Source organism: Xenorhabdus sp. TH1 (assembly GCF_037260955.1).
Taxonomy (GTDB): Bacteria; Pseudomonadota; Gammaproteobacteria; order Enterobacterales; family Enterobacteriaceae; genus Xenorhabdus; species Xenorhabdus griffiniae.
This window is the reverse complement of record NZ_CP147734.1, coordinates 1,487,781-1,509,061: the sequence shown is the minus strand read 5'-3', so window position 1 is coordinate 1,509,061 and position 21,281 is coordinate 1,487,781. Positions and strand designations below refer to the sequence as shown.

23 protein-coding genes and 1 pseudogene are annotated in these 21,281 nt (G+C 42.5%); 7 read left to right on the top strand and 17 right to left on the bottom strand.

What is annotated here, in order from left to right; all coding sequences use genetic code 11:
• Positions 1-46 precede the first annotated feature (46 nt).
• Positions 47-175 (bottom strand): hypothetical protein, encoded by a 129-nt coding sequence (locus WDV74_RS06790; RefSeq protein ID WP_338885250.1) that lies wholly within the window; start codon positions 173-175, stop codon positions 47-49.
• A gap of 245 nt (positions 176-420) precedes the next feature.
• Between WDV74_RS06790 and WDV74_RS06785 the strand changes: the two genes are divergently transcribed.
• From WDV74_RS06785 to WDV74_RS06770, 4 genes and pseudogenes are all read left to right on the top strand, one after another.
• Entirely contained in the window at positions 421-636 is a 216-nt protein-coding gene (locus WDV74_RS06785; protein ID WP_338885249.1) for a DNA methyltransferase, read from the top strand.
• 258 nt (positions 637-894) lie between these two features.
• A complete protein-coding gene (locus tag WDV74_RS06780; protein WP_338885248.1) occupies positions 895-1,662 on the top strand; it encodes an MW1434 family type I TA system toxin in 768 nt (255 codons plus the stop codon).
• Between the two features lie 525 nt (positions 1,663-2,187).
• Positions 2,188-2,469 (top strand): annotated as a pseudogene (locus WDV74_RS06775) (transposase); the annotation flags it as partial.
• A 25-nt stretch (positions 2,470-2,494) separates the two neighbouring features.
• On the top strand, positions 2,495-3,454 hold the full coding sequence (locus WDV74_RS06770; protein WP_338885247.1) for a hypothetical protein: 960 nt from the start codon (positions 2,495-2,497) through the stop codon (positions 3,452-3,454).
• Positions 3,455-3,457: 3 nt separating this feature from the next.
• Here the strand turns inward: WDV74_RS06770 and WDV74_RS06765 are convergent, their stop codons facing one another.
• The 14 genes from WDV74_RS06765 to flgB all read right to left on the bottom strand — a co-directional run bounded on the left by WDV74_RS06765 (position 3,458) and on the right by flgB (position 15,683).
• Positions 3,458-4,612, bottom strand: coding sequence for a phage tail protein (locus WDV74_RS06765; RefSeq protein WP_338885246.1), 1,155 nt, complete (start codon positions 4,610-4,612; stop codon positions 3,458-3,460).
• A 4-nt stretch (positions 4,613-4,616) separates the two neighbouring features.
• The gene (locus WDV74_RS06760; protein WP_338885245.1) at positions 4,617-4,793 is read right to left on the bottom strand and encodes a hypothetical protein; all 177 of its coding nucleotides are present in this window, start codon (positions 4,791-4,793) and stop codon (positions 4,617-4,619) included.
• Between the two features lie 484 nt (positions 4,794-5,277).
• Positions 5,278-5,487 (bottom strand): hypothetical protein, encoded by a 210-nt coding sequence (locus tag WDV74_RS06755; protein ID WP_338885244.1) that lies wholly within the window; start codon positions 5,485-5,487, stop codon positions 5,278-5,280.
• 93 nt (positions 5,488-5,580) lie between these two features.
• Positions 5,581-6,543: a flagellar hook-associated protein FlgL gene (gene flgL, locus WDV74_RS06750; RefSeq protein WP_338885243.1), complete on the bottom strand. Its 963-nt coding sequence runs from the start codon at positions 6,541-6,543 to the stop codon at positions 5,581-5,583.
• Positions 6,544-6,578: 35 nt separating this feature from the next.
• The gene (gene flgK / locus WDV74_RS06745; RefSeq protein ID WP_338885242.1) at positions 6,579-8,213 is read right to left on the bottom strand and encodes a flagellar hook-associated protein FlgK; all 1,635 of its coding nucleotides are present in this window, start codon (positions 8,211-8,213) and stop codon (positions 6,579-6,581) included.
• Between the two features lie 101 nt (positions 8,214-8,314).
• On the bottom strand, positions 8,315-9,298 hold the full coding sequence (gene flgJ / locus WDV74_RS06740) for a flagellar assembly peptidoglycan hydrolase FlgJ (RefSeq protein WP_338885241.1): 984 nt from the start codon (positions 9,296-9,298) through the stop codon (positions 8,315-8,317).
• Positions 9,298-10,416 (bottom strand): flagellar basal body P-ring protein FlgI, encoded by a 1,119-nt coding sequence (locus WDV74_RS06735; RefSeq protein WP_338885240.1) that lies wholly within the window; start codon positions 10,414-10,416, stop codon positions 9,298-9,300. Before WDV74_RS06735 ends, flgJ begins: the two co-directional genes overlap by 1 nt.
• A 15-nt stretch (positions 10,417-10,431) precedes the next feature.
• Positions 10,432-11,211, bottom strand: a complete 780-nt coding sequence (locus WDV74_RS06730; RefSeq protein WP_338885239.1) for a flagellar basal body L-ring protein FlgH — start codon at positions 11,209-11,211, stop codon at positions 10,432-10,434.
• A gap of 67 nt (positions 11,212-11,278) precedes the next feature.
• Entirely contained in the window at positions 11,279-12,067 is a 789-nt protein-coding gene (gene flgG, locus WDV74_RS06725; protein WP_338885238.1) for a flagellar basal-body rod protein FlgG, read from the bottom strand.
• Positions 12,068-12,083: 16 nt separating this feature from the next.
• Positions 12,084-12,839, bottom strand: coding sequence for a flagellar basal body rod protein FlgF (locus WDV74_RS06720; RefSeq protein ID WP_338885237.1), 756 nt, complete (start codon positions 12,837-12,839; stop codon positions 12,084-12,086).
• Positions 12,840-12,860: 21 nt separating this feature from the next.
• Complete coding sequence (gene flgE / locus WDV74_RS06715; protein WP_338885236.1) at positions 12,861-14,126, bottom strand: flagellar hook protein FlgE; 1,266 nt, start codon at positions 14,124-14,126, stop codon at positions 12,861-12,863.
• A 15-nt stretch (positions 14,127-14,141) separates the two neighbouring features.
• Positions 14,142-14,843 (bottom strand): flagellar hook assembly protein FlgD, encoded by a 702-nt coding sequence (locus WDV74_RS06710; protein ID WP_338885235.1) that lies wholly within the window; start codon positions 14,841-14,843, stop codon positions 14,142-14,144.
• Between the two features lie 13 nt (positions 14,844-14,856).
• Entirely contained in the window at positions 14,857-15,261 is a 405-nt protein-coding gene (flgC, locus tag WDV74_RS06705; RefSeq protein WP_047770689.1) for a flagellar basal body rod protein FlgC, read from the bottom strand.
• A gap of 5 nt (positions 15,262-15,266) precedes the next feature.
• Complete coding sequence (gene flgB, locus WDV74_RS06700; protein WP_338885234.1) at positions 15,267-15,683, bottom strand: flagellar basal body rod protein FlgB; 417 nt, start codon at positions 15,681-15,683, stop codon at positions 15,267-15,269.
• Positions 15,684-15,891: 208 nt separating this feature from the next.
• On the opposite strand from flgB, the gene flgA reads away from it, so the two are divergent.
• The 3 genes from flgA (at position 15,892) to flgN (ending at position 17,458) form a co-directional block, all read left to right on the top strand.
• Positions 15,892-16,569, top strand: a complete 678-nt coding sequence (gene flgA, locus WDV74_RS06695) for a flagellar basal body P-ring formation chaperone FlgA (protein ID WP_338885233.1) — start codon at positions 15,892-15,894, stop codon at positions 16,567-16,569.
• A 120-nt stretch (positions 16,570-16,689) separates the two neighbouring features.
• Positions 16,690-16,989: a flagellar biosynthesis anti-sigma factor FlgM gene (gene flgM, locus WDV74_RS06690; RefSeq protein ID WP_338885232.1), complete on the top strand. Its 300-nt coding sequence runs from the start codon at positions 16,690-16,692 to the stop codon at positions 16,987-16,989.
• A 28-nt stretch (positions 16,990-17,017) separates the two neighbouring features.
• Positions 17,018-17,458, top strand: coding sequence for a flagellar export chaperone FlgN (gene flgN / locus WDV74_RS06685; RefSeq protein WP_338885231.1), 441 nt, complete (start codon positions 17,018-17,020; stop codon positions 17,456-17,458).
• Between the two features lie 239 nt (positions 17,459-17,697).
• On the opposite strand, the gene WDV74_RS06680 is transcribed toward flgN, so the two are convergent.
• Positions 17,698-18,717 carry a fimbrial protein gene (locus WDV74_RS06680; protein WP_338885230.1) on the bottom strand — a complete coding sequence of 340 codons (1,020 nt, stop codon included), beginning with the start codon at positions 18,715-18,717 and terminating at the stop codon, positions 17,698-17,700.
• Positions 18,718-18,779: 62 nt separating this feature from the next.
• Positions 18,780-21,269 (bottom strand): fimbria/pilus outer membrane usher protein, encoded by a 2,490-nt coding sequence (locus tag WDV74_RS06675; RefSeq protein ID WP_338885229.1) that lies wholly within the window; start codon positions 21,267-21,269, stop codon positions 18,780-18,782.
• Positions 21,270-21,281 lie beyond the last annotated feature (12 nt).

Below are 21,281 nucleotides of genomic sequence, written 5' to 3'. Positions count from 1 at the left end.
ATCACGATAATGGCTCATATGGAATAAAATGAGGATCATCATGACCTCACTGAGAGAGGGAAGCTTCGCGGTGGCGTTTGAGTAATCCGTTTTCAATGGGCTGTTGATGCCAGAGAGGGATAAATTCTTGGCAAAAGTCATCGACACAGCAATAAAGTTCTTCTAAATTATACATGCCTGAGGATCTCCACGATTTTGTTTTCTTTAGCAAAAACTTTGATCGTACCTCAGGCACTTTAGTTCCCTTCTTAAGCAAATCTCAGGTTAGCTAGTCACTGGCTCAAGTGTAGTCAGTGGTAGTTACCCAATGAAAAGCTACAGGCATTATTTGAGCGTATTGCCAAAGACAAGCACCAGCGTGGCAAATTAAACACGTTTTATCATGTCTGGTGGAATCGCATTTAACACTGTCGCGCCAATATGACGAATTGTGGTAGGTATACGGCTAATGCATCGCCCGTTTATGATCACTGCTGCCATGCTTTATATCGATGTCTGGCAATTTGCACCGGTACACTATTATCCGGGCAACCATCCTGTGAGAAACCTATTGACTTGATGGCGCATATTATTCAGTCCAGCAGCCGGGAAGGGGATCTGGTCGTGGACTTCTTTATGGGTTCTGGGCAACGCTGAATGCGGCATTAAAACTCAATTGTCGTGTGTCAGGCGTGGAGTTGAAAGTAGACCTGTTTAAGCAACCAGAACATGAAATTGCTGCGCAGTTATCAACTCAGGATTTATAACTCAAAAAATAATCATCATCTTCTAAATTATATACCACTTGATAGACGAGGTTGTCATTGAGATAAAAAGCAGGCTTACATAAGATTTTTGGTTATTTAGCAACAGGATGAAATTACCTTTATTAATAAATCATTAAGTGAGGTGTTTATGTCTGCAGTTAATAGTCCTGAAAAGCAGTGTCAGATTATTCCCGCACAATACAAAATTGATGCAGTAACCGCACCAGTGGGATCTTGCCCGTGGGCGATTATTCAGGTGTACCTGGGAAATAAATTGCATCGTAGTGATTGGGATGCACCGGGCGAACATATGCGCCTGACATCACCATCGACAGATAATACTCCGGCTTATATCGAGAAGAGTGATAAACATGGCTTATGGTTTCCGTGGCAGCCGACACCGGAAGATTTGATGGCGTGTGACTGGCATTTGGTAACATCAAATTCAAAACCACAACCCACAGATTGTATGTTGAGTTTTAATCTCACTGTAGGCACCGGTGCTTTTTCGAGTAAAGATCAGACGTGGGGATATCTTGCGGATACAGAATTTGAGCCTGCGGGTGAGCATCTTGGCCCGTTCGGTATCTTGGATGACTTCCAGAGCAAAACTGTTATCAAGACATTTTCATTGCTTGTCTGGGATGGCTTAAACCAGAAAATCTTTATCCGGGTTTCTTCGGATAATACTCAAGACGGTTACCAGAAGCTGGTGGATTTATTTAAACAAGACCTTTTGTTAACAGTAGGCGGCACAGCATATTCACTGGGGAGCAGTATCGACAGCCACCTATATGGTAAGCATGAATATGAGTTTATTGGCGAGTACGGTAACGACGACGCCAAAAAATTGGGGAGTTTGTTACAGCAACAAAATGCAATATATTCACGACCTTACTGTTTCAACTGGAAATAACTCACCAAGATCAACATTAGGCTGCGCTTCGGTGTGGCCTTTTTTATCACCACCTTCCGCTTTTTATCTCTCATTTGAGGGATGAAAACAAGAAGTGCTCATCAATGTATTAACCGAATTTGCCACCGCAATCATTCACAGCACCTCAGTATCGTTATTAGGTTTATCAAGCACGGACATTTTTGTCTATATTGACGTTGGATAGATTTAATCAAGTCCATCATAAATCAAAATCAGTAGTTGCAGAAACGGGGGTGGCCATAGATTTTTTCTTTGAAAAAATCACATTCCTGATATTTTGGCAGAAGAGTTCCTTTTCTCTTCACTTGTCAAACAATAATCACATCACCGACTGAATTACAACAACTAGAAAAAGAGCGTATACCAATCTAACTTCAAGATGCGTGTGATTTCATAGAGTGTTGTAAATTGCAACTTGAAGTTTAATGCGTATATACTAATATTAAGATAATTGAATGGATATTTTTTTGTTTACAGCTACATTAACTCTCGTAATTTGATAAAGGTGCAGGTTACCACCGTTCCAAACTCGTTCAATTTTTTGCCGAAGTGTTAAATATTGAGTTGCGCTACTTACCGCCTTACAGCCCTAATCTCAATCTCATAGAGCGATTATGGAAATATGCGAACGAGCAAGTACGAAACAACGTCTATTTTCCGGATGCAAAAACCTTCCATGAAGCACTTCATCATTTTTTTCATATCACGTTGCCAAAAAAAGCAAGTGAACTCGTTACCCAGTTGACTGATAATTTCCAGATCCTAAAACCTGCATTTTCAAGTTAATTGCGTATATAAGGTTGATAACAAGATGGATAAGATTGTAATTAATGGCGTTTCAAATAGAAATTTCATAGAAAAATATGCATATGATTTTAACTATATTATTGAAAATAAAATTGATCCAAATACTCTCTCTGAAAGATATTATAGAAAAGGGAAGGCTTGCTGGGTATTTCAAACTCTGATAAATCTCAATTATTATTTTGGAGAACGCTTCAATGTTAAAATAAGTGATGTCGCAGAAAATGAATCAATAAATATCATACATTATGATGATTTTAGCTTTAAAACCAAGCCTTGGAGAGGCTACACGATAGTCTGTCAAGCTGACAGACCGAGCTTGAATGAATATTCAAGCTACTATACTGTGGTTCAAAACCCTTTTCAAGCAGAAAGTCAAAAGATATATATTCCTCACTGGCCACAGCCAAATATTAAGGTTAGAGAACGAATTGACAATAACATAAAAACCATTGCTTTTTTTGGACACCAAAATGCTCTTCCTCCTTTTTTTTCAAGTGAAAATTTTATTAAAGAATTAGAAGTAAGACACATTAACTTTATACATTCTTTGTCAGATTGGACTGATTACAGAAATGTAGATATAGCGATAAGTTTCCGAAAAGGTAACTATGATGAATTAATAAAAAAACCATCTAGTAAACTCATTAATGCTTGGTATGCAGGTTGCCCTTTTATTTGTGATGAGGAACCATCTATTAAAGCAATACGTAAAAGCCACCTTGATTATTTGGTCGCTCATGATCAAGAACAATTAATAAGCACTATTGATGAATTACAAAATAATCAATTATTATATATAGATATGGTTAGAAATGGTCGAATTCGTTTCCTTGAATTTGAGCGTCAAGTTACAGCATCTAAATGGAATGATCTAATTAGTTCAATTATATCGAAAAAAACCCCGGCTCATTTGTCGAGGTTTTTAGTATATTCACTAAATAAAATTAATTTACTGAAGAAATAGTTATTAAGCACTTCTATACCAACCCATCAATTTGATAAAAGAGTTTGTAATATTAACTTCTCTATTACCACCTGTATTTTGGGTTGTACCGTTAAAAGTATGTCTATGAGAACCTATAACTACACTATGAGTATGCGCGCCTTCGGTGTTAGTCGAAGGTCTATTAAAGGTATATGCCCCTCCACCAGTTGTCGATACTTTAGGATGTGCGTTACCTGGAGCCCCCATACCATTCACCGTATGACTATGGTTGCCATTGCTATTTGTTGTCTTAGTTCCATAATCAAAATTACTAGTTTCACCACTAAATCTATGATTATGGGCTGGCATTTGTGCTACGCTTAGCTTAATTGAATCACTTCCCCCTACTGATAATACATCAGAGCCATTAGAAGCTGCTAAGCGAATTGTTCTGTGCTCTCCTATGTATTTCCATATAGTATTTGGAAACAAATTATTTGGATTTTTATTTTGGGCAAACCACACAACTATCCCAATAGGATATAAACTATCAATAGATACAGCATGGACTAATGCATCTGTTATTGCTTTTTGACTCATAACCAAAGATGGATTTTGTCCTGTACTCTGAGCAATAGCAGATTTATCCAATTTACCACTCACTGTTACATTTGTTGCATAGTCGCCTGCAGGTTGATAGTTCCCTTTCGGCTGAAAACGGGTATCTGATTCTTTCTTGCTGTAACCATAGCCTGCAAGTGTGTAATTGCCCAAAGGCTGGAAGCGCTGGTTGGATTCCCCTTTGCTATAAGCCCCCACCTCATCCGCAGTCAGATCGGCTTTTAGTTCAACCCAGGCATTACCTGCTGCAGGCTCATCCTTATTATTCTCTATGTGGGATTGCCACAACTTTTGTTTATGGTAGACCAGTGCCCGTAACGGATAGGGCTGTGCCTCAGCGTTCCATTGTGCCGTACCAAAGGTTTGTATTTCGCCCACGGCTTCCGTGATATCGTGAAAAAGACCATTCATCTTTTCACGTTCAATATCCCTCGCAACTGGATCGACGTTTTGGTCACGTTCGTAATCATAGCCATATCCTTGCGTATAGGATACTGCACCGTCTGGCTGAACTTCATTAGGTATAGAAACCCTATCCCCTTGCGCTGCAAAGGGAACTTTAAAGATTTTTGTCATGACATTAAGCTCCGAAATGACTGTTAGAGAAATTAGCGCGGTAGTAACCAAAACCAAAAGTGTTATTCTCACTGTTTGCTGTCTTATTCAGTGTATCAGTCTGTACTTCCCGGATAGTGGTATCAGGAAGTGAATCATCTTTTGTTATGGTTTTATCCGGCTTATTATTTTGAGTATTCATGTATAACCCCTCATTTCATCAACAACGTACATTGCTAAATTAGATGAAGGCGGTAGAACTTCTCCGCCTGTCAACATCAAAAATCGGGTTTATCAACACGGAAAAAAGTTTCCTGGTCTATCGTGGTGAGTGGTTTACTGAGTTATCTTGTTGCATTTTTGTTCTCTGAGAATGGCATTTAACAAGTTGACTTGCAGTAACAAAATTTATTTTGTCAGTTGGCATAATGAAACACCAACGCATTGGCTTAAGCTCCACAATTATTGCTTAAGTAGTTTGATCATGAACCCAATGATTAGATCGTTTAGAGAAAGTAGTATTCACGTTTAATGAATGTTTCTGTGACTTTAATCGCCGTCTTAACATCAGCTGGGGTTTTCGCCTTGCGTGACGAAAGAAAAGCATATAAAGAAATCAGGACCCTTTTCTTCAGGATGAGCATGCGGGTATAGCCGACTAATCCGGGAAAATCGGCCTTAAGATATTATTTTACATGTTCAATATAAAACGTTTTAAAATCACGATAATGGCTCATAGGGAATAAAATGAGGATCATCATGACTTCACTGAGAAAAAGGGAAGCGTCTCGGTGTCGTTTACGTAATTCATTTTCCATGGGCTGCTGATGCCAGAGAGGGATAAATTTTTGGCAAAAGTCATCGACGCAGCAGTAAAGTTCTTCTAAATTACACATGCCTGAGGATCTCCCCGATTTTGTTTTCTTTAGCAAAAACGTTGATCGTGCCTCAGGCACTTTACTTCCTTTCTTAAGCGAAGCTCAGGTTAATTAGCGATACATTTCAAACAAAGACATCCCTTTTAAATCAGAAAAAGCCTTATAGGAAGCATTCAATGCGGCCTGTTCCTGATAATAACTGGAAATAGTAGAGACCCAGTCAACATTAAGCAATTCGCCCATACGAACTTGATTGGCAATACTGCGTTCACTGGCTAACGCATCCAATTGTTCCATTTCCTGAAGTTGTACCCCTAATACGGCATCCGCCGCGTATAAGTTGTTCAAACTATTTTCTACACCTCGGATAGCCCGGTCAATCAACTCCTTTGCTTCCTTTCTTTCTGCTTCGCTAGCATTAGTGAATGGCTTGCCAAGCGCCTCGAGCGCGAAATCAATGGAGGCGAAAATATCTGATTCACTTACACTACCATCAGGCTCTTTAATCGGGTTAGATGTCGCCGATAAAAAGACTTTCTCCCCTGTATGGGCAATAACCATGGAGCGATTATCATCCACCTTTTGGCTTATAGCTCGATCCCCACCTTTGTAGTGAACTTTTCCACTGTTATCAGCTTCGAAAGGTGGCTCGTCTGTCTTATAACCAGCAAAAATATAGCGGCCATTGCCATCGGTTTGATTCCCAAGATTCATCAATTGTTGTTTAAGGCCATCTAATTGCTGGGCATAAGATTCACGATTGTGATCACTCTGTTCACTAGCCGCCGCAATTAATCTTTCCTTAACATTAATTGTCACCGATACAACACTGGAGATAGTGCTCGATTGGATTGACATCGTATTTCTAGCAAAGACCCGAGCCGCCACAAATTGCTGATTTTGCGACTCAGATTGGGCAATCATAATACCCTGTGAAGCAGCCAATGGATCATCAGATGGATTAATGACACGTTTTCCACTGGATAACTGATCACCATATTGCATCCATTTAGATTGGGAGCCAAAAACCCCATTCATTTTTTGGCTATATAAAAGATTCGTACTTACGCGCACAATATTACTTCCTTTTTTTCTTTAGCCAATAATGATTAACGAATGTCTAAAATAGCATTGAACAATGTTGATGCGGTTTGAATAACACGGGCATTTGCTAAATAGTATTGTTGCATGCGTTGTAGTTCACCGTATTCTTCATCCAGATGAACGCCAGAAATAGACTCGCGAACCCGATTATACTCTTTTACCTTGACATCCTGAGCTTCCATACTGCGTTTAGCGCTATTAGCCTTGCTGCCCACGGTACTGACTAGCGAAGCATAAGAATCAGTCAAGGTATTTTTCCCATCAACCAGCTTTTGTTTTTGCAGGCTAACGAATTCCTTCGCATTTTCGTTATCACTTTGGCCTGAGTCTTTGGCACCCGCCGTTGCCAGCTGGGAAGAGTTTTTAATATTGACTTCAAGTGTAACTATTACGTCATTAACCGTTTTCAGTGTATACCGATCATTATCTTGCGGATTAGTCGCATTAATTTCAATTTTTAAGCCATCAAATTCCCATGTATTACCATTTACCGGGATCATTTCCTTGTCAGCAACACGCTGCACTTTCCAGGCACCATCTTCATATTTGATGGTGTAATCACTGTCTTTTACTTTAGTGGTATCTGTATATTCCACTTTAATGTCGGCTGTACCAGTGTTATTGCTGTTAGCAATGGTATCTGGTTGTGAAAAATTGAAGAAATCAATGCCTTTTTCACCGTTTAGATCGAAACCACCACGCTGGACCCGATTGAATTGATCCGCCATCACTAACCCCAATCGGTTTAGCTGATTACGGGTTGGGTCTATCACTTCACTACGCACACGTAATGCACCACCCAATGCACCTTCCGAGATAAAACGCTCATCAATCTCTTTCGTGCCGACGACATTATTGTTATAACCCAAAGCAATACGGCCGTTGTCTGCACTGGATGGAATGGCTTCCAATTGATAGGATCTACTGCCCGATACTAATGACATGCCACCACCAAATGAGACGTTGTAAACACCACCGTCTTGCTGAATCATTTCTACTTTAACAAGTTTATTTAACTCACTCAGCGCATGATCACGTTTATCCAGCAAAGCAAGAGGTTTTCCCGCCCCTGTACCATGCATATGAGAAATTTCATTGTTTAAAAAGGCGATTTCTTCCGCGTATTTGTTGATTTCCTCGACATTTTGTTCAATTTGGGCATTGATACCGCTGTTCATCTTATTAAGCGCTTGATCAGTTTCTTTAAATCGGTTAATCAAACCTTCAGCTTTACCCAGTACAGTGGTTCTTGCCGCAATGTCTTCTGCGTTACCGGCAAGTGTACTCATACTGTTAAAGAAATCGCCCATAGAACTGGAAAGGCTGGTTACCTTATCCGCCAGCAGATTGTCAACTTGATCAACCTGTCTATTGTATGCAACTAATTCTTCATATTTCGTTTTTGCAGCATTATATTGTTCGCTGACAAACTCATCATATTGACGATTAATGGAATTAACGTGCGCACCATTGCCAATAAAACCAACGGGTGACATGCTTCCATTATTTTGCGATATTTCCGTTGTCTGTCGGTGATATCCTTCGACATTATAATTGGTAATGTTATTACCTACTACACTCATTGCCACCTGCGCAGCATTAATACCACTCATGGCAGTATTGATAAGATTATTGGACATGTGTAGATCCTTTTACGTTTTCGTTACGCCTCCATCGCAGGAGGTAATTCACTGCTACAGTTATCGGCAAAATACCCTGATTCTTGAGCGAATTGGTTCCCTTAAAACAGGTTATCAAAATCATAGGTATAGGCTTTTGCCATTTGATGGCCGGTATTTTTTAACTGCTGGATCAATGACACTAGTTTTTTGGCATAACTGGGATCGGTAGCATATCCAGCCTCTTGTAAGGAATAGGCGCCTTGCTCCGCTGTGGTTGATTCTGCAACCTTAGCGTAACGGGGATTTTCCGTCAGCAATTTGACGTAATCCGTTATCGCTTCCACATAAGAGCCATAAACGCGGAAACTGTCCTGCATTTTCTTCGGTTCGCCATCAATGTATTCCGTCGTCATAATATGGGTGACAGGTCCTTTCCAGTTTTTCCCCGCTTTAATACCAAATAAATTATGACTTGGCCTGCCTTCCGCCGTCAGAATTTCTCGCTGCCCCCAACCGGATTCCAATGCTGCCTGGGCAATGATCAATAAATGAGGAATGCCGCTTTGCTGACTTGCCAATTTTGCCGGTAAAGAAAGCATGGAAACAAAGCTGGCATTGTGCATTGGTAATGACTTTGATTGAGCTGCCCCATTGGAAAAAGCCAGAGAGGCGTTTTTAGACATATCACCAGAATCAGGTATAGCCCGACGCATAAATTGTTCCAATGCCTGCTTCGGTAGTGTTTGCAGGATTTCATTATCCAGCGGCATCGGTACGGTGCTGGCTAATTCACCAGGCACATTATTCGCATTAGAGAATTGCTTCACGATCATGTCAGCAAATCCTAACCCCTTTTGGGAAAGATCCTGGGCTATTTGCTGATCGTACAACGAAGTATAAAAACGGGTCTGATCACTGCTTAAAATGCCATCCTGTGGCAACGAGGAACGCATACTTTTCAGCATCATCTGAACAAAGACGCCTTCTAATTGTTGGGCTACTTGCCGTAGCCCTTGGTGTGGTTCCTGTGACAGTTTAGCTTTCAGTGAATGCAATGAGTTAACATCGTAAGCTGCATTGGGTATCTTCAGAAAGTCATTCATCAGATAATCTCCAATTTTGCCCGCAGACAACCTGCACTCTCCATTGCCTGCAAGATTGACATTAAATCTGTTGGCGTTGCGCCCAATGCATTCAACGCACGTACAACTTGTGTCAGGTTCGCGCTGGCACTCAACTGCTGCAAAGCACCCCCCTGCTCCTGAATGCCAACTCCCGTATTACGGGTCACAACGGTACTGCCTCCCGCCAATGGCGTATTAGGCTGATTAACCACTATTTGGCGTTCAACAGTTACAGACAAACTGCCATGGGCAATTGCACAACTGTCCAAGGTCACATTGCGATTCATCACCACAGATCCTGTTCGGGAGTTGAAAATCACTTTGGCATCACCGGCATCTACCCGGATAGACAAATTCTGTACCTGGGCAAGAAACCTCACTTGCTCGCTGTTCTCAATCGGCAAACGCAACTGAACAGTGCGGGAATCCAATGGTGTCGCCGTCCCCTTTCCATTCAATCGGTTGATCGCATCACTGATTTTCTGAGCCAATCCGAAATCATCATCATTCAGTTGCAGGTTTAGTGTACCTTTCTGGCCGAACTGTGTTGGTAATTCACGTTCAATCACTGCACCATTGGAGATCCGTCCCCCTGCAAGCTGGTTGACTTTGATACTGTTACCACCGGCACTCGCACCTGCACCGCCCACGAGAATATTGCCCTGAGCCAACGCATAGACCTGGTTATCTACCCCTTTTAATGGGGTCATCAGCAATGTACCACCGCGCAAACTTTTAGCATTACCGAGTGAGGAAACGACAATATCAATGCTCTGCCCTGCACGCGCAAAAGGGGGCAGCTTGGCTGTCACCATCACGGCAGCGACGTTTTTAAGCTGCATATTTGTACCGGCGGGTACGGTGATCCCTAGCTGTGACAACATATTGCCCAAGCTTTGGGTAGTAAAAGGCGTCTGCATGGTTTGGTCACCCGTTCCATCCAGACCGACGACTAAACCATAACCAATCAGCGCGTTATCCCTGACTCCCTCAATCGTCGTCAAATCACGAATACGTTCCGCAAAAACGCAGGTAGAGGTGAACACACTGGATAGCACCAACAAAAATGTAAAAAGGCTGGCGACTAATTTTTTCATCCTAACCATCCTCTTTTAAAACGGTGAGATATTGATAAAGAAACGTTGCAACCAACCCATGTGCTGCGCTTCGTTGATATAGCCATCACCAACATATTCAATACGAGCATCAGCAACCTGATTAGAGCTTACTGTATTATTGCCCGTGATCGTGCGTGGGTTAACAACACCAGAGAAACGAATAAACTCCGTTCCCTGATTAATGGCAATCTGCTTTTCCCCCACCACATGCAAGTTGCCATTGGCCAGCAGCTTATCCACGGTCACAGTAATTGTGCCCCTGAAAGTATTGTTGGCATTTGCCCCCCCTTTGCCGCCAAATTCGTTATCTCCTTCCATCTCCAAATCGGTTTTTTCACCGCCCATCAATCCCTGTAAAAAACGGGGAGTTAAGGCAGCCGTGAAACTGGTTTTTCCATTGCGGCTGGCATTAGCTGAAGAGTTTTTGCTCGCGCTGACATTCTCTTGCAAGATAATCGTCAGCGTATCACCGATATTACGTGGACGGCGGTCTTCAAACAGCGGTTGATAGCCGTAATAAACCGGTTGGACAGTTTGAAAAATAGAACCATTTGGCGTTGGGGTAAGCGCTTCGGCGGGTTTTGCTGTTGTTTGCCCTTCCACCAGCGGCTTATGCGGCATATAAGCACAGCCCCCCAATGTCAGTGCCGACAATGCGAGTACCGCCACAGATATACTGATACGCCGCTGATTTCTCTGGTCTTTCCGTAAACCAGTGGAGCCATAAGCTACATGGTTTTTAGCATGGCTTTCGGCAACAGGCACTGTATCCATCTTCTATGCTCTTAAGTTGATCGTAGAAATGGTGGAGAAAGGGATCCCTCCACCATTAACGGTTAGGTTACAACTGAGTCAGTTTTTGCAGCATTTGATCAGAGGTCGATACTGCTTTGCTGTTGATTTCATAGGCTCGCTGAACCTGAATCATATTAACTAACTCTTCCGCCACATTGACGTTAGACGTTTCGACAAAATTTTGACGAATTATTCCAGCACCATTGATGCCTGGTATATTTTCTACAGGTACACCGGAACTGTTGGTTTCCAAATACAAGTTCTCACCAATGCTTTCTAAACCACTTTCATTGATGAACGTAGTCAGAGTAAGTTGTCCAACCTGTTGAGGGGCAGCTTGTCCCTGTCCCTGTACATATACACTGACAATCCCATCACGGGAAATACTGAGTTTAGTGGCGTTGTCTGGCATGATAATGGCAGGCATAACCGGAAAACCACCCGCAGTCACCAACTGACCATTCTGATCCTTCTGAAATGAACCATCACGGGTATAACCCATTGTGCCGTCAGGCATCTGGATCTGGAAAAAACCTCGCCCTTCAATTGCCACATCATTGCTACTATTGGTTTGCACCAGATTACCCTGGCTATGCAGCCGCTCTGTCGCAACTGGGCGAACCCCCGTACCAATCTGCAACCCTGACGGCAGATTGGTCTGTTCAGATGACATGGCACCCGGCTGACGCTCGGTTTGGTAAAGCAAATCTTCAAACACTGCACGCTGGCGTTTAAAGCCATTGGTGTTGACGTTTGCCAGGTTATTGGCAACAACATCCATATTGGTTTGCTGAGCATCCAGCCCAGTCTTGGCAATCCATAAAGATCGGATCATGAACTTATCCCCCCGATTAGCTCATAGCGAGAATTTGGTTAGCCCGCTGCGCATTTTCATCGGAACTGTGTATGACTTTCATTTGCATTTCAAAGCGACGCGCGTTGGCTATCATGTTCACCATGCTTTCTACTGGATTCACATTGCTGCCTTCCAGTACACCCGGCATAACTTTCACTTCGGTGCTGGCCGCCAATTCATTGCCCTGTAGTTCCCGTGCCTGTGGCGTTAAATGGAACAAACCATCATCGCCCCGCACCACTTGGTTAGCTTCTGGTTTGACGATTTTCAGCTTGCCAATCTGACCCAGCAAAGTGGGCGGATCACTGGCAATCAAAGCAGAAATGGCACCATCTTTTGCAATGGTTAATTCAGCCTGCGGCGGAACATCAATCGGCCCGTTTTCGCCCATCAACATGCGCCCCTGCACCATCAGTTGTCCTTCAGGTGAAATTTGGATGTTACCATTGCGGGTATAGGCTTCTGTCCCATCTTCAAGCTGAACAGCCAAATAGCCACCTTGTCCGACTGCCACATCTAACGGACGGGAGGTATAATTCATCGGCCCCTGACGGCTATCTGCGCCAGGGGTAGAAGCAACAACCAGCGAACGTGTCGGCAAAGTTTCACCTTCAACTGGCACGGCACGCAGTGCAGCAAGCTGGGCTTTAAAGCCTGGTGTTGACGCATTGGCCAGATTATGGGTTGTGATAGCCTGATGCTCCAGTGTCTGGCGCGCAGCTCCCATAGCGGTATAAATGACGTGATCCATAAAGCTATCCGCCTGAGCCTATTAACGCATGCTGACCAGAGTTTGCAGAATTTGATCCTGCGTCTTGATGGTTTGGGCGTTAGATTGGTAATTACGCTGGGCGACGATCATACTGACCAGCTCCTGGCTCATATCAACGTTTGATGCTTCCAATGAGCTACTGATCAATTTACCGAAATTACCTGAACCCGCAGTACCCACCACTGGGCTACCGGATGCACCGGTTTCTATCCAAACGTTATCACCTTGTGAAGCCAAGCCTGCTGGGTTGGAGAAGTTCGCCAGTACGACTTGTCCCAACACTTGTTTCTGCTCGTTAGAATAAAGGCCGTAAATTTTGCCATCACTCTCAACCTGGTAGTTGGTAAAGTGGCCGGCCGCATAACCATCTTGCTTCTGGTTAGAAATGGAGTCTTCTTTGACTCTTTGCTGTTTGCTGCCATTAAAATTAAAAGCGACTTGTGCCGGCTCAGAACCATTCAAAGATTTCATCCCGAAAGAAAATTTGTTTTCATCTTTCACCAGTTGGCCATTACCATTAAATTCGACACTACCTAATGATTCAGATTTTGCGTCTTTAACAGAAGTATCGAGGGCATGAATATCCCACTGAGTTACCCAGTTTTCTGGCCCGGCCTTACCTTCATTTTTATTAACAACACCTGTCTTGACAAAAAACACATTGATATTGTGTTCATTACCAAGACTGTCGTATATCGAAATACCGGAGCTGTAGTTAAAAGTCTCTTTGTTACTTGGATCAAATTTATAATTTGGCGTTTTTTCGATCTGGTTATGCATCGAATTCAGGTTAGCCGTCATAGCGACTTCTGTCGTCGCCTTGGCCGTCAGCATATTGGTTGGAATCGTAATCGGCTCAGGTGCCGCGCCCTGTTGAATTTCAGGCCCTTCTTTGCCTTGAATGGCGGGATAACCTGTCAATTTCATTCCCTGCATATCGATCACATTACGATCGGCATCCATTTTAAATTGACCATTGCGGGAATAAAAAATATTCCCGTTGGTATCTTGCATACGGAAAAAACCGCCCTGCGTGATCGCCATATGCAATTGATCGTTGGTTTTGGTGATAGAACCATCCTTAAAGTTCTGCACCATGCCCGAAACCTTGACACCCAATCCAACATCTGAACCACTGAACAAATCTGCAAAAGCCACTGAACTGGATTTAAATCCATAGGTTGACGAGTTTGCGATATTATTACCAATAACGTCTAAGTTGCTTGCTGCGGCATTTAAGCCACTGACCGCTTGTGAAAAAGCCATATGTCCTCCGTTTAATTAAAGAATCTGACGAACTTCGCCCATGTTTACCGCACCCATCAGCCCTAAATCCAATTGAGCGCTATTCTCCTGCCGCACTATGCCTTCAACCTTGGCATATCTCAGGGAATTGACCATCAACGCTTGATCCTGTTGGCTTGCGGAAACACTGAAATGATAAGCGCCTTGTTCTACGGCATTGCCTTCTGCGTCTTTACCATCCCATCTGAAGCTGTGTACACCAGCACCCAAATATTCGAATGCATTGGGATCGACTTTATTGAATTCCATCTCGCGAACGACTGCGCCACTTTTATCTTTGATAGTCACTTTGACGATATCAGCGGGTCGGTTCAGTTCAAAGCCAATAGGATCTGCGCTGGAACCCACCAAAATCTCATTGCCAGGAACCATGACACCTCGACCAATCAGTGCTGTCGTTTGCATCACGTGGTTGCTGTCCATTTGCCCGACAATGGAACCCAGCGTTTTATTGAGTTTCTCAATACCTTCAACAGTACTGATCTGGGCAATCTGTGAAGTCAACTCACTGTTTTGCATTGGATTAGTGGGGTCTTGGTTTTTAAGCTGAGCCACCAATATATTCAAAAAGCTATCTTTGATATCACCACTATTTTGCGGTTTTTGGTTGGTAAACTTAGACAGTTCACTGATTGCTGAATTATCCAATGATTCATTAATTGAAGTGGTCATTCCCATAACGATATTCCTGTTACTGGCCCAGTGTCAGCGTTTTCAACATGATGGATTTGGTGGTATTAAGTACTTCAACGTTTGCCTGATAGCTACGGGAAGCCGAGATGGTATTAACCATTTCTCCAACGACATCCACATTCGGCATACGTACATAGCCTTTTTCATCAGCCAGCGGATGACCCGGTTGATATTCAAGACGGAACGGTGAAGGATCATCCACAACTTCGCTAACGCGAACGCCGCCAACCTCTTGGCCTGCGGGGGCGGCAACACGGAAGACCACTTGCTTGGCTCGATATGGCTCTCCATCCGGCCCCGCAACACTGTCGGCATTCGCCATATTACTGGCGCTGACATTCAGTCGCTGGGACTGGGCAGAAAGCGCGGAGCTGGCAATATCAAAAATACTGAGTAGAGACATTCCCATTATCCTTGTGACTGTAGAACTGACATCATGCTTTTGATTTGCGCATTCGTCATAGTAAGTTCGGCCTGATATTTCAGGCTGTTATCTGCGAAATTGCTGCGTTCCATATCCATGTCAACGGTATTTCCATCCATTGCTGTCTGGGATGGCACACGATATAGCAGATCCATCTCCAGACGTTTTTGAGGCTGGACGGGAATATGTCGATCGGAAGTCAGAGATAGCCCAATTCCATTCCCCGTTACACGACCATGTGCCATGACTTTTTGTAATTGAGCAGCAAAATCGATATCACGCGCCTGATAGCCGGGGGTATCCGCATTAGCAATGTTGGCAGACAAAATTTCCTGCCGCTGATTACGGAGTACCAGCGCTTCTTGTCGAAATTGAAAAGCGGCATCTAATTTATCGAGCATATTCCTCCCTCGGATTTGTTCTGTCGGGGATAAGCCCCAAGCAGATAACAGAATAAACGGAGAAGAAAAAGGTAATTCGAAGAATAGAAACAAATTGAATTGCTATTTATCCCATTAACGAATAATCAATCGAGTTACACTACTAACATCCAACAGATGCTGAATATTTTTTAAATCATGGCTGACTAACGGGATTTAAGGTGATGAAATGCCTGTATTAAAGTTTATCGGGTTATTTGCCTTTTTCCTTAAGCTATTTTTTGTTTTTGGCTGTTCTTTGGCTTGGGGAAATCACTTACCGCAATTAATAGATGACTATTTCAGGCAGATCCATCGCACATCAAACCATAAAGTTTCAGTAAAAATCAAAACACCTGAGCAACAATGGCCAATTTGCGAGCAGCCTGAAATGCAACCGTTACTTAACAACAAAAATTGGGGTAACATTTCTGTTCCTGTAACTTGTGGTCAGAAACGCCATTTTATTCAAGTCTACGTCAATGTCATCGGCCCTTATTTGGTTTCTAAGCGAGCTATTAACCGCAATGCGGTCCTGACAGAAAAAGATTTTCAAGTAAAAATAGGCTCCTTAGATAAGCTGCCAAGCGACATAATCCGTAACAAGAAAACCATACAAAATAGTATTGCGCTTCGTAATATCCCTGCTGGACAATTCATCAAACGCAATATGATCCGGCGTCCATGGGTAATTAAAGCTGGGCAAAATGTAGTCGTCACAGTAGATGGACACCATTTTCAAGTGCGTTACGAAGGAAAAGCGATTAACAATGCCGCGAGTTTTGATAATATCCGTGTACGCCTAAGTTCTGGACGGGTTATTACTGGTAAAGCTCAAGAAAATGGTAGTGTAAAAATGATGTTATAAATGGCTAAAGTTTTATTTCTTTACGCCGATATAACCAACAGACCATGATTTACAGGCATGCCAGCGGTATATCGCCTGATACCTAAGAAATAAATAATGCCTGATTAAAGGATTACGATTATGAGTATTGAACGCACTCAACCTCTACTGGCTATGGCTGCTTTACAGCAGCGTAATGCCAATGAAAGTGCTCAGAGCACTCGCAGAATTGTCGCTGTTGCAGAAAAAAGCGCAGATACACAAGTTAAGCTGAGCGAAGCGCAGAAAAAGCTCGTCCAGCCAAGCAGCCAGGATATTAATATCCAGAAAGTACAACAATTGAAAGAAGCCATTGCAAAGGGAACCCTAACGATGGACAGCGGTAAAATTGCTGATGCTCTATTTAAAGAGGCCCTTGAAAACATGGAATATGATAAATAAACATCAAAATCATAAAGAGCCATAATAAATGGAAGAACTTCAACTATTGCTTGAACAGCAAAACGTGCACTTAAATTCGCTTTCGCAAACTATGGCAGAAGAACAGCGCATACTAAGCGAAGGCTTTATTGAAGTAAATCAATTACATAGCGTAACAGAAAAAAAGACATTTTTGCTTTCAGCACTCGATCACGCTGAACGAAAACGCCTGCAATTAAATGAAACACTAAAAATAAAAGCTCCTTATACTGGCTATGAAAGGCTCACAGTATTATGGAGTCAAGTTAACCAATCTGTTGAACATATTCGTGACTTAAATTCGCATAACGGATTTTTACTGGAACAACATATTGAATTGAACAGTAAAGCTATCGCTTTTCTGAAAATTCACCATAGCCCTTCTCTCTATGGTGCAGACGGCCAATCCCGTCATCATTCAGCGCTATCCGGTCACAAGATCAGCGTTTGATTATTCGATTACTACTTAAGCAGTAAGTCCTACAGACCTCTTGGTTTATTGGTAATTGATAAGGGGTCTGTTTCTGTGTGACTCTCTCTTTTTCTATAAAAAGATAATGATTCTCGTTATATAATCAATTAGTGATATTTCAAATCAAAATAATCCAATACCAATATTAAGATCAAGAACACTCTCTTTCCAGGAGGTTAAAATGAGTAACAAATAATTCGAAAGATTATAAATGGGAATTACTCATAACTCATCGTGAATGTCGCTGTTGCATTAACTATCCCTTCCTTAACGTTACCATACCGATAATAACGCGCTTTTAAAGGAATATTGATAGGTCCTTCTGCCCGAGTTTCTATATATTCAATTTTCTTTCCAAGGGGAACAGGCGTTGCTTTTTTACCATCTAAAATTTGAATACCAATCCCCCTGGCTGCATTGGCACTAGGATTAAGTTTAATAATTCCGTTTTGGAGATTATACGCTCCTTGAGAACCAGCCTGTAAAAGCATATTAACTTTGATATGTGCATGACAATTTAAAGGTATATCAAATGCCTTTTCCGCTGCGGTGGAACCCACTCTAGGTAATTGCATACTCGTTATCGGTTCTAATGTGACAGGAATTGAATTGTTATCAAAGGCACAAGAGCGTGATTCAACGACTATATTGCCGGTGCTGAACCGCCCTATTTCACTATATTTATTTGAACCGCTTTCACCAGGATTTCGTAGTGTTACCGTCGCGGTTGCCACAGGCTGGGAAGGGTATTGACCAGGTTTTACTTGACCTATACGGTAAAATACAAGTGCAATTCCAACACTCATTCTTCCACCTTGATCTCGCAAAGCGACAGTTTTAAGTGCCGTACTATTATTATTTCCCCGAATGTATTTTCTATCACTAGGATCCCCGGTCAGGCCTCTAATTGCGTACCCAATACCACTATTACCCAAACGAAAAATTCTCCGGCCATTAATCATTTTTGACGGTACTCCATATGCCTTGATACCAAGAACAGCCTCAGTCTTGTGCAAAGACTTCCCTTGACAAACAATCACAGGACTCGCATCCATTCTCAATCTATCATTCGATTTTTCCAGCTCTTGATCTACAGGTACATCTACTGGCAGTGATATCTTATATGAACTCAATGTTTGAGAAGGTGCTGTACAAGAGACATCAGTATAAGCATATCCCGCACAGGAGGATAAAAATATGGCTACCAATAGTAACCATGAAGGAATTGATACATTCACAAGTCATCCCTTATATAACTTATTGTTATGTTGTTCATCCGAAAAACTATGATGATTTACTTTTATGGATAACAATCGACCTTTGTTGAAATCACCATTGCCTTACTTTTCGGCAAAAGAAAACGTGCTTTACATTGCTCAAACTGCCCACTCCCCCATTGAACCGAAAGCTGACCTTGTTCTGGCACACCACCGAAATAAACTTCTCCCCCGTTACCAACGATGCTGTGATTTGCAGTAGAACGAAAGGTGTTTTCTCCATTCATAGTCGCTATTGCGCCAAAAGGGATAGGGTTACCCTGATAAGTCAAAGTGAACAATACCCTGCGACCGAGCCATGTCTGGAAGTCAGCCAAAACCATGGCTCCCTGTGTTGGAATAACAGTCTGGATATTGGTTCCAATCTCCACACCTTCCCCAAAAGAATCCGGTGACAGAGCGATACGATTACGATGATAAGGGCTAACATAAGGCAATACAGCATAACCTTGTCCATCAGTTTCAACACCGCCATAACCAGTAACCTTAATGCCGGTAGCTCCAGATGTTTTGACCAAAACAATCGTCTCCCCCAGCGGTTGCGATAAAGTCAAGCCATAGCGATGGGCAACCATCCCCCCTCTAAGGCCATAATTGATCTGTTGTGCGTTATTACCAGAGTGATATCCGCCAGATAACACCCCATAACGGCCTTTATAGTTAAGGCTTATATTACTGCTAGTGCCTTGACCGTCATTACTGTGACTCTGTTGCAGGGAGTAATTCAATCCATCTAAAGCCGTACCCCCCAAGCCAATTGACTGGTTAATATCGCCACGGCGATTATGATTGATGCTATAAGTTGCCCAGCTACCTGGTAGCCCCCGCTCAAACGGGATCTGTATATTGAATGCCAGTTGGTTATCAACCATTGAATCGCCGGCATTCCTGTTTTGAACGTAATTCAGGGTGTAATGAATATTGGAATAATTTACGCTATATCCCACATCCAAATTGCGGCTAGTACCTCTGCTTTCCCAATCATTCTGCACATAGCCAGAAAAATAGAGGCTGCCATAATCCGACAAACTTTGGCTCAGTGTGAATTGAAATTTATGTTTATTTTGATGTGATGGCTCATCGAACACCCCCCTGTTATTGGCGTCCTGAAATTCGTAAAAATGGGGTGAAGGGTAATAATAATTTGTCAGGGAAAAATTCGTTCCAGTTTGTTCAAAGTCTTTAGCATACTGTGCCCGATAGACCCAACCCCGTTGTTGACCTTGATTGATAATATCAACCTGCGACTGTGTGATATCAAACGCCAGCGATCCCCAGCAACCAAGGCTATATCCTATACCAACTGCATATGCTTGATATTTCGCAGACAATAACAGACCGCCATACAGGGTTGTTGCATATGGCAGACCGTAATAAACCTCGCTTTGCATAAAGAATGGCTGATGGGCATCTGCGTGCAAATTACGGTATTCTCCTACCGTAAAATTGTATTTTAAATTCCCTTCCCTCAACATCACAGGAATTGATGAAAATGGTTGAACAAAATGGCGCTCACGGCCATCTGCTTCCCGAATTACGATATCCAAATTTCCCCCAGAAGAGGTTGGATAAAGGTCATCAATAACAAAAGCGCCGGGCGGAACATTAGCCTGATAAATGATATACCCGTTTTGACGAACAGTGATCTGCGCGTTACTTTCTGCGATCCCTCGTACCACTGGGGCAAATCCCCGCTGGCTATCTGGCAGCATGTTATCATCCGACATCAAGGTGATCCCCCGAAAAGCAAATCCGTTAAACAGATCCCCTTGTGTATTGGTCTCACCAACTACAAGCTGGCTTTTTAGGGTATGAATATCTCGCTGCAAAGATGTACTCAAATTTTCCCAATGGGGTTTATCACTATTGTTTCTCCCAAAATTCCGATAGTAGGTGGAATAATTTCGTAAACGCCAACTTCCCCAATTAAAGCCACTACGTAAATTCATATAGAAATTATTCGTACTAGAGTCGTTTTTACTCCAAGTGTTAGTTCCATTCAAATCATAACTGATCCATAGTGCCGATTCTCCTTGCTGCCAAAGTGATGAATCAATCGCTTCGCTCGCTATCGTTACCATCTCCGCCTGAGGAATGGTAACCAATAGGGTTTGCTGGCTCAGTTGTAATGATGCACTGGCATAAGGAATAACATTAGGTAAATCAGAAAATTGATCTTCTGGTTTCAAACCAGGGAAAGCAGATACATTGACTCCCCAGTCAACTAATTGTTGAACCGATAAGACAGGTTGCAGTTTTTTTTCTGCCCCTATCACAAATTGGATATCCTGTGTGCCTTTGTCCTGATCATTAACACGGACAGCAACTCTATATGTTCCTGGCGCACTGCCCCCTTTTTCGGCAAAATAACTTAAATCAGGTAGCGGAGCAGACGGATCATCGATTTCCAATGCATTGAGGTCGAAATATTCACTGGAATACCCAACAGTAGGTATCACCAATGTCATCGTTAACAACAACCAATTATAGGCAACAGAAATAATCAAGCTCATGATACCAAGCGT

What these genes read in the sequence shown, in the direction of transcription:
- WDV74_RS06780 (WP_338885248.1), top strand. Translation starts at nt 895, where the DNA reads ATGTCTGCAGTTAATAGTCCTGAAAAGCAGTGTCAGATTATTCCCGCA.
- flgN (WP_338885231.1), top strand. Translation starts at nt 17,018, where the DNA reads ATGGAAGAACTTCAACTATTGCTTGAACAGCAAAACGTGCACTTAAAT.
- WDV74_RS06790 (WP_338885250.1), bottom strand. Translation starts at nt 175, where the DNA reads ATGTATAATTTAGAAGAACTTTATTGCTGTGTCGATGACTTTTGCCAA.
- WDV74_RS06720 (WP_338885237.1), bottom strand. Translation starts at nt 12,839, where the DNA reads ATGGATCACGTCATTTATACCGCTATGGGAGCTGCGCGCCAGACACTG.
- WDV74_RS06785 (WP_338885249.1), top strand. Translation starts at nt 421, where the DNA reads ATGACGAATTGTGGTAGGTATACGGCTAATGCATCGCCCGTTTATGAT.
- WDV74_RS06735 (WP_338885240.1), bottom strand. Translation starts at nt 10,416, where the DNA reads ATGAAAAAATTAGTCGCCAGCCTTTTTACATTTTTGTTGGTGCTATCC.
- WDV74_RS06730 (WP_338885239.1), bottom strand. Translation starts at nt 11,211, where the DNA reads ATGGATACAGTGCCTGTTGCCGAAAGCCATGCTAAAAACCATGTAGCT.
- WDV74_RS06770 (WP_338885247.1), top strand. Translation starts at nt 2,495, where the DNA reads ATGGATAAGATTGTAATTAATGGCGTTTCAAATAGAAATTTCATAGAA.
- flgG (WP_338885238.1), bottom strand. Translation starts at nt 12,067, where the DNA reads ATGATCCGATCTTTATGGATTGCCAAGACTGGGCTGGATGCTCAGCAA.
- flgB (WP_338885234.1), bottom strand. Translation starts at nt 15,683, where the DNA reads ATGCTCGATAAATTAGATGCCGCTTTTCAATTTCGACAAGAAGCGCTG.
- flgJ (WP_338885241.1), bottom strand. Translation starts at nt 9,298, where the DNA reads ATGAATGACTTTCTGAAGATACCCAATGCAGCTTACGATGTTAACTCA.
- flgA (WP_338885233.1), top strand. Translation starts at nt 15,892, where the DNA reads ATGCCTGTATTAAAGTTTATCGGGTTATTTGCCTTTTTCCTTAAGCTA.
- WDV74_RS06710 (WP_338885235.1), bottom strand. Translation starts at nt 14,843, where the DNA reads ATGGGAATGACCACTTCAATTAATGAATCATTGGATAATTCAGCAATC.
- flgK (WP_338885242.1), bottom strand. Translation starts at nt 8,213, where the DNA reads ATGTCCAATAATCTTATCAATACTGCCATGAGTGGTATTAATGCTGCG.
- WDV74_RS06755 (WP_338885244.1), bottom strand. Translation starts at nt 5,487, where the DNA reads ATGTGTAATTTAGAAGAACTTTACTGCTGCGTCGATGACTTTTGCCAA.
- WDV74_RS06765 (WP_338885246.1), bottom strand. Translation starts at nt 4,612, where the DNA reads ATGACAAAAATCTTTAAAGTTCCCTTTGCAGCGCAAGGGGATAGGGTT.
- flgC (WP_047770689.1), bottom strand. Translation starts at nt 15,261, where the DNA reads ATGTCTCTACTCAGTATTTTTGATATTGCCAGCTCCGCGCTTTCTGCC.
- WDV74_RS06760 (WP_338885245.1), bottom strand. Translation starts at nt 4,793, where the DNA reads ATGAATACTCAAAATAATAAGCCGGATAAAACCATAACAAAAGATGAT.
- WDV74_RS06675 (WP_338885229.1), bottom strand. Translation starts at nt 21,269, where the DNA reads ATGAGCTTGATTATTTCTGTTGCCTATAATTGGTTGTTGTTAACGATG.
- flgM (WP_338885232.1), top strand. Translation starts at nt 16,690, where the DNA reads ATGAGTATTGAACGCACTCAACCTCTACTGGCTATGGCTGCTTTACAG.
- flgE (WP_338885236.1), bottom strand. Translation starts at nt 14,126, where the DNA reads ATGGCTTTTTCACAAGCGGTCAGTGGCTTAAATGCCGCAGCAAGCAAC.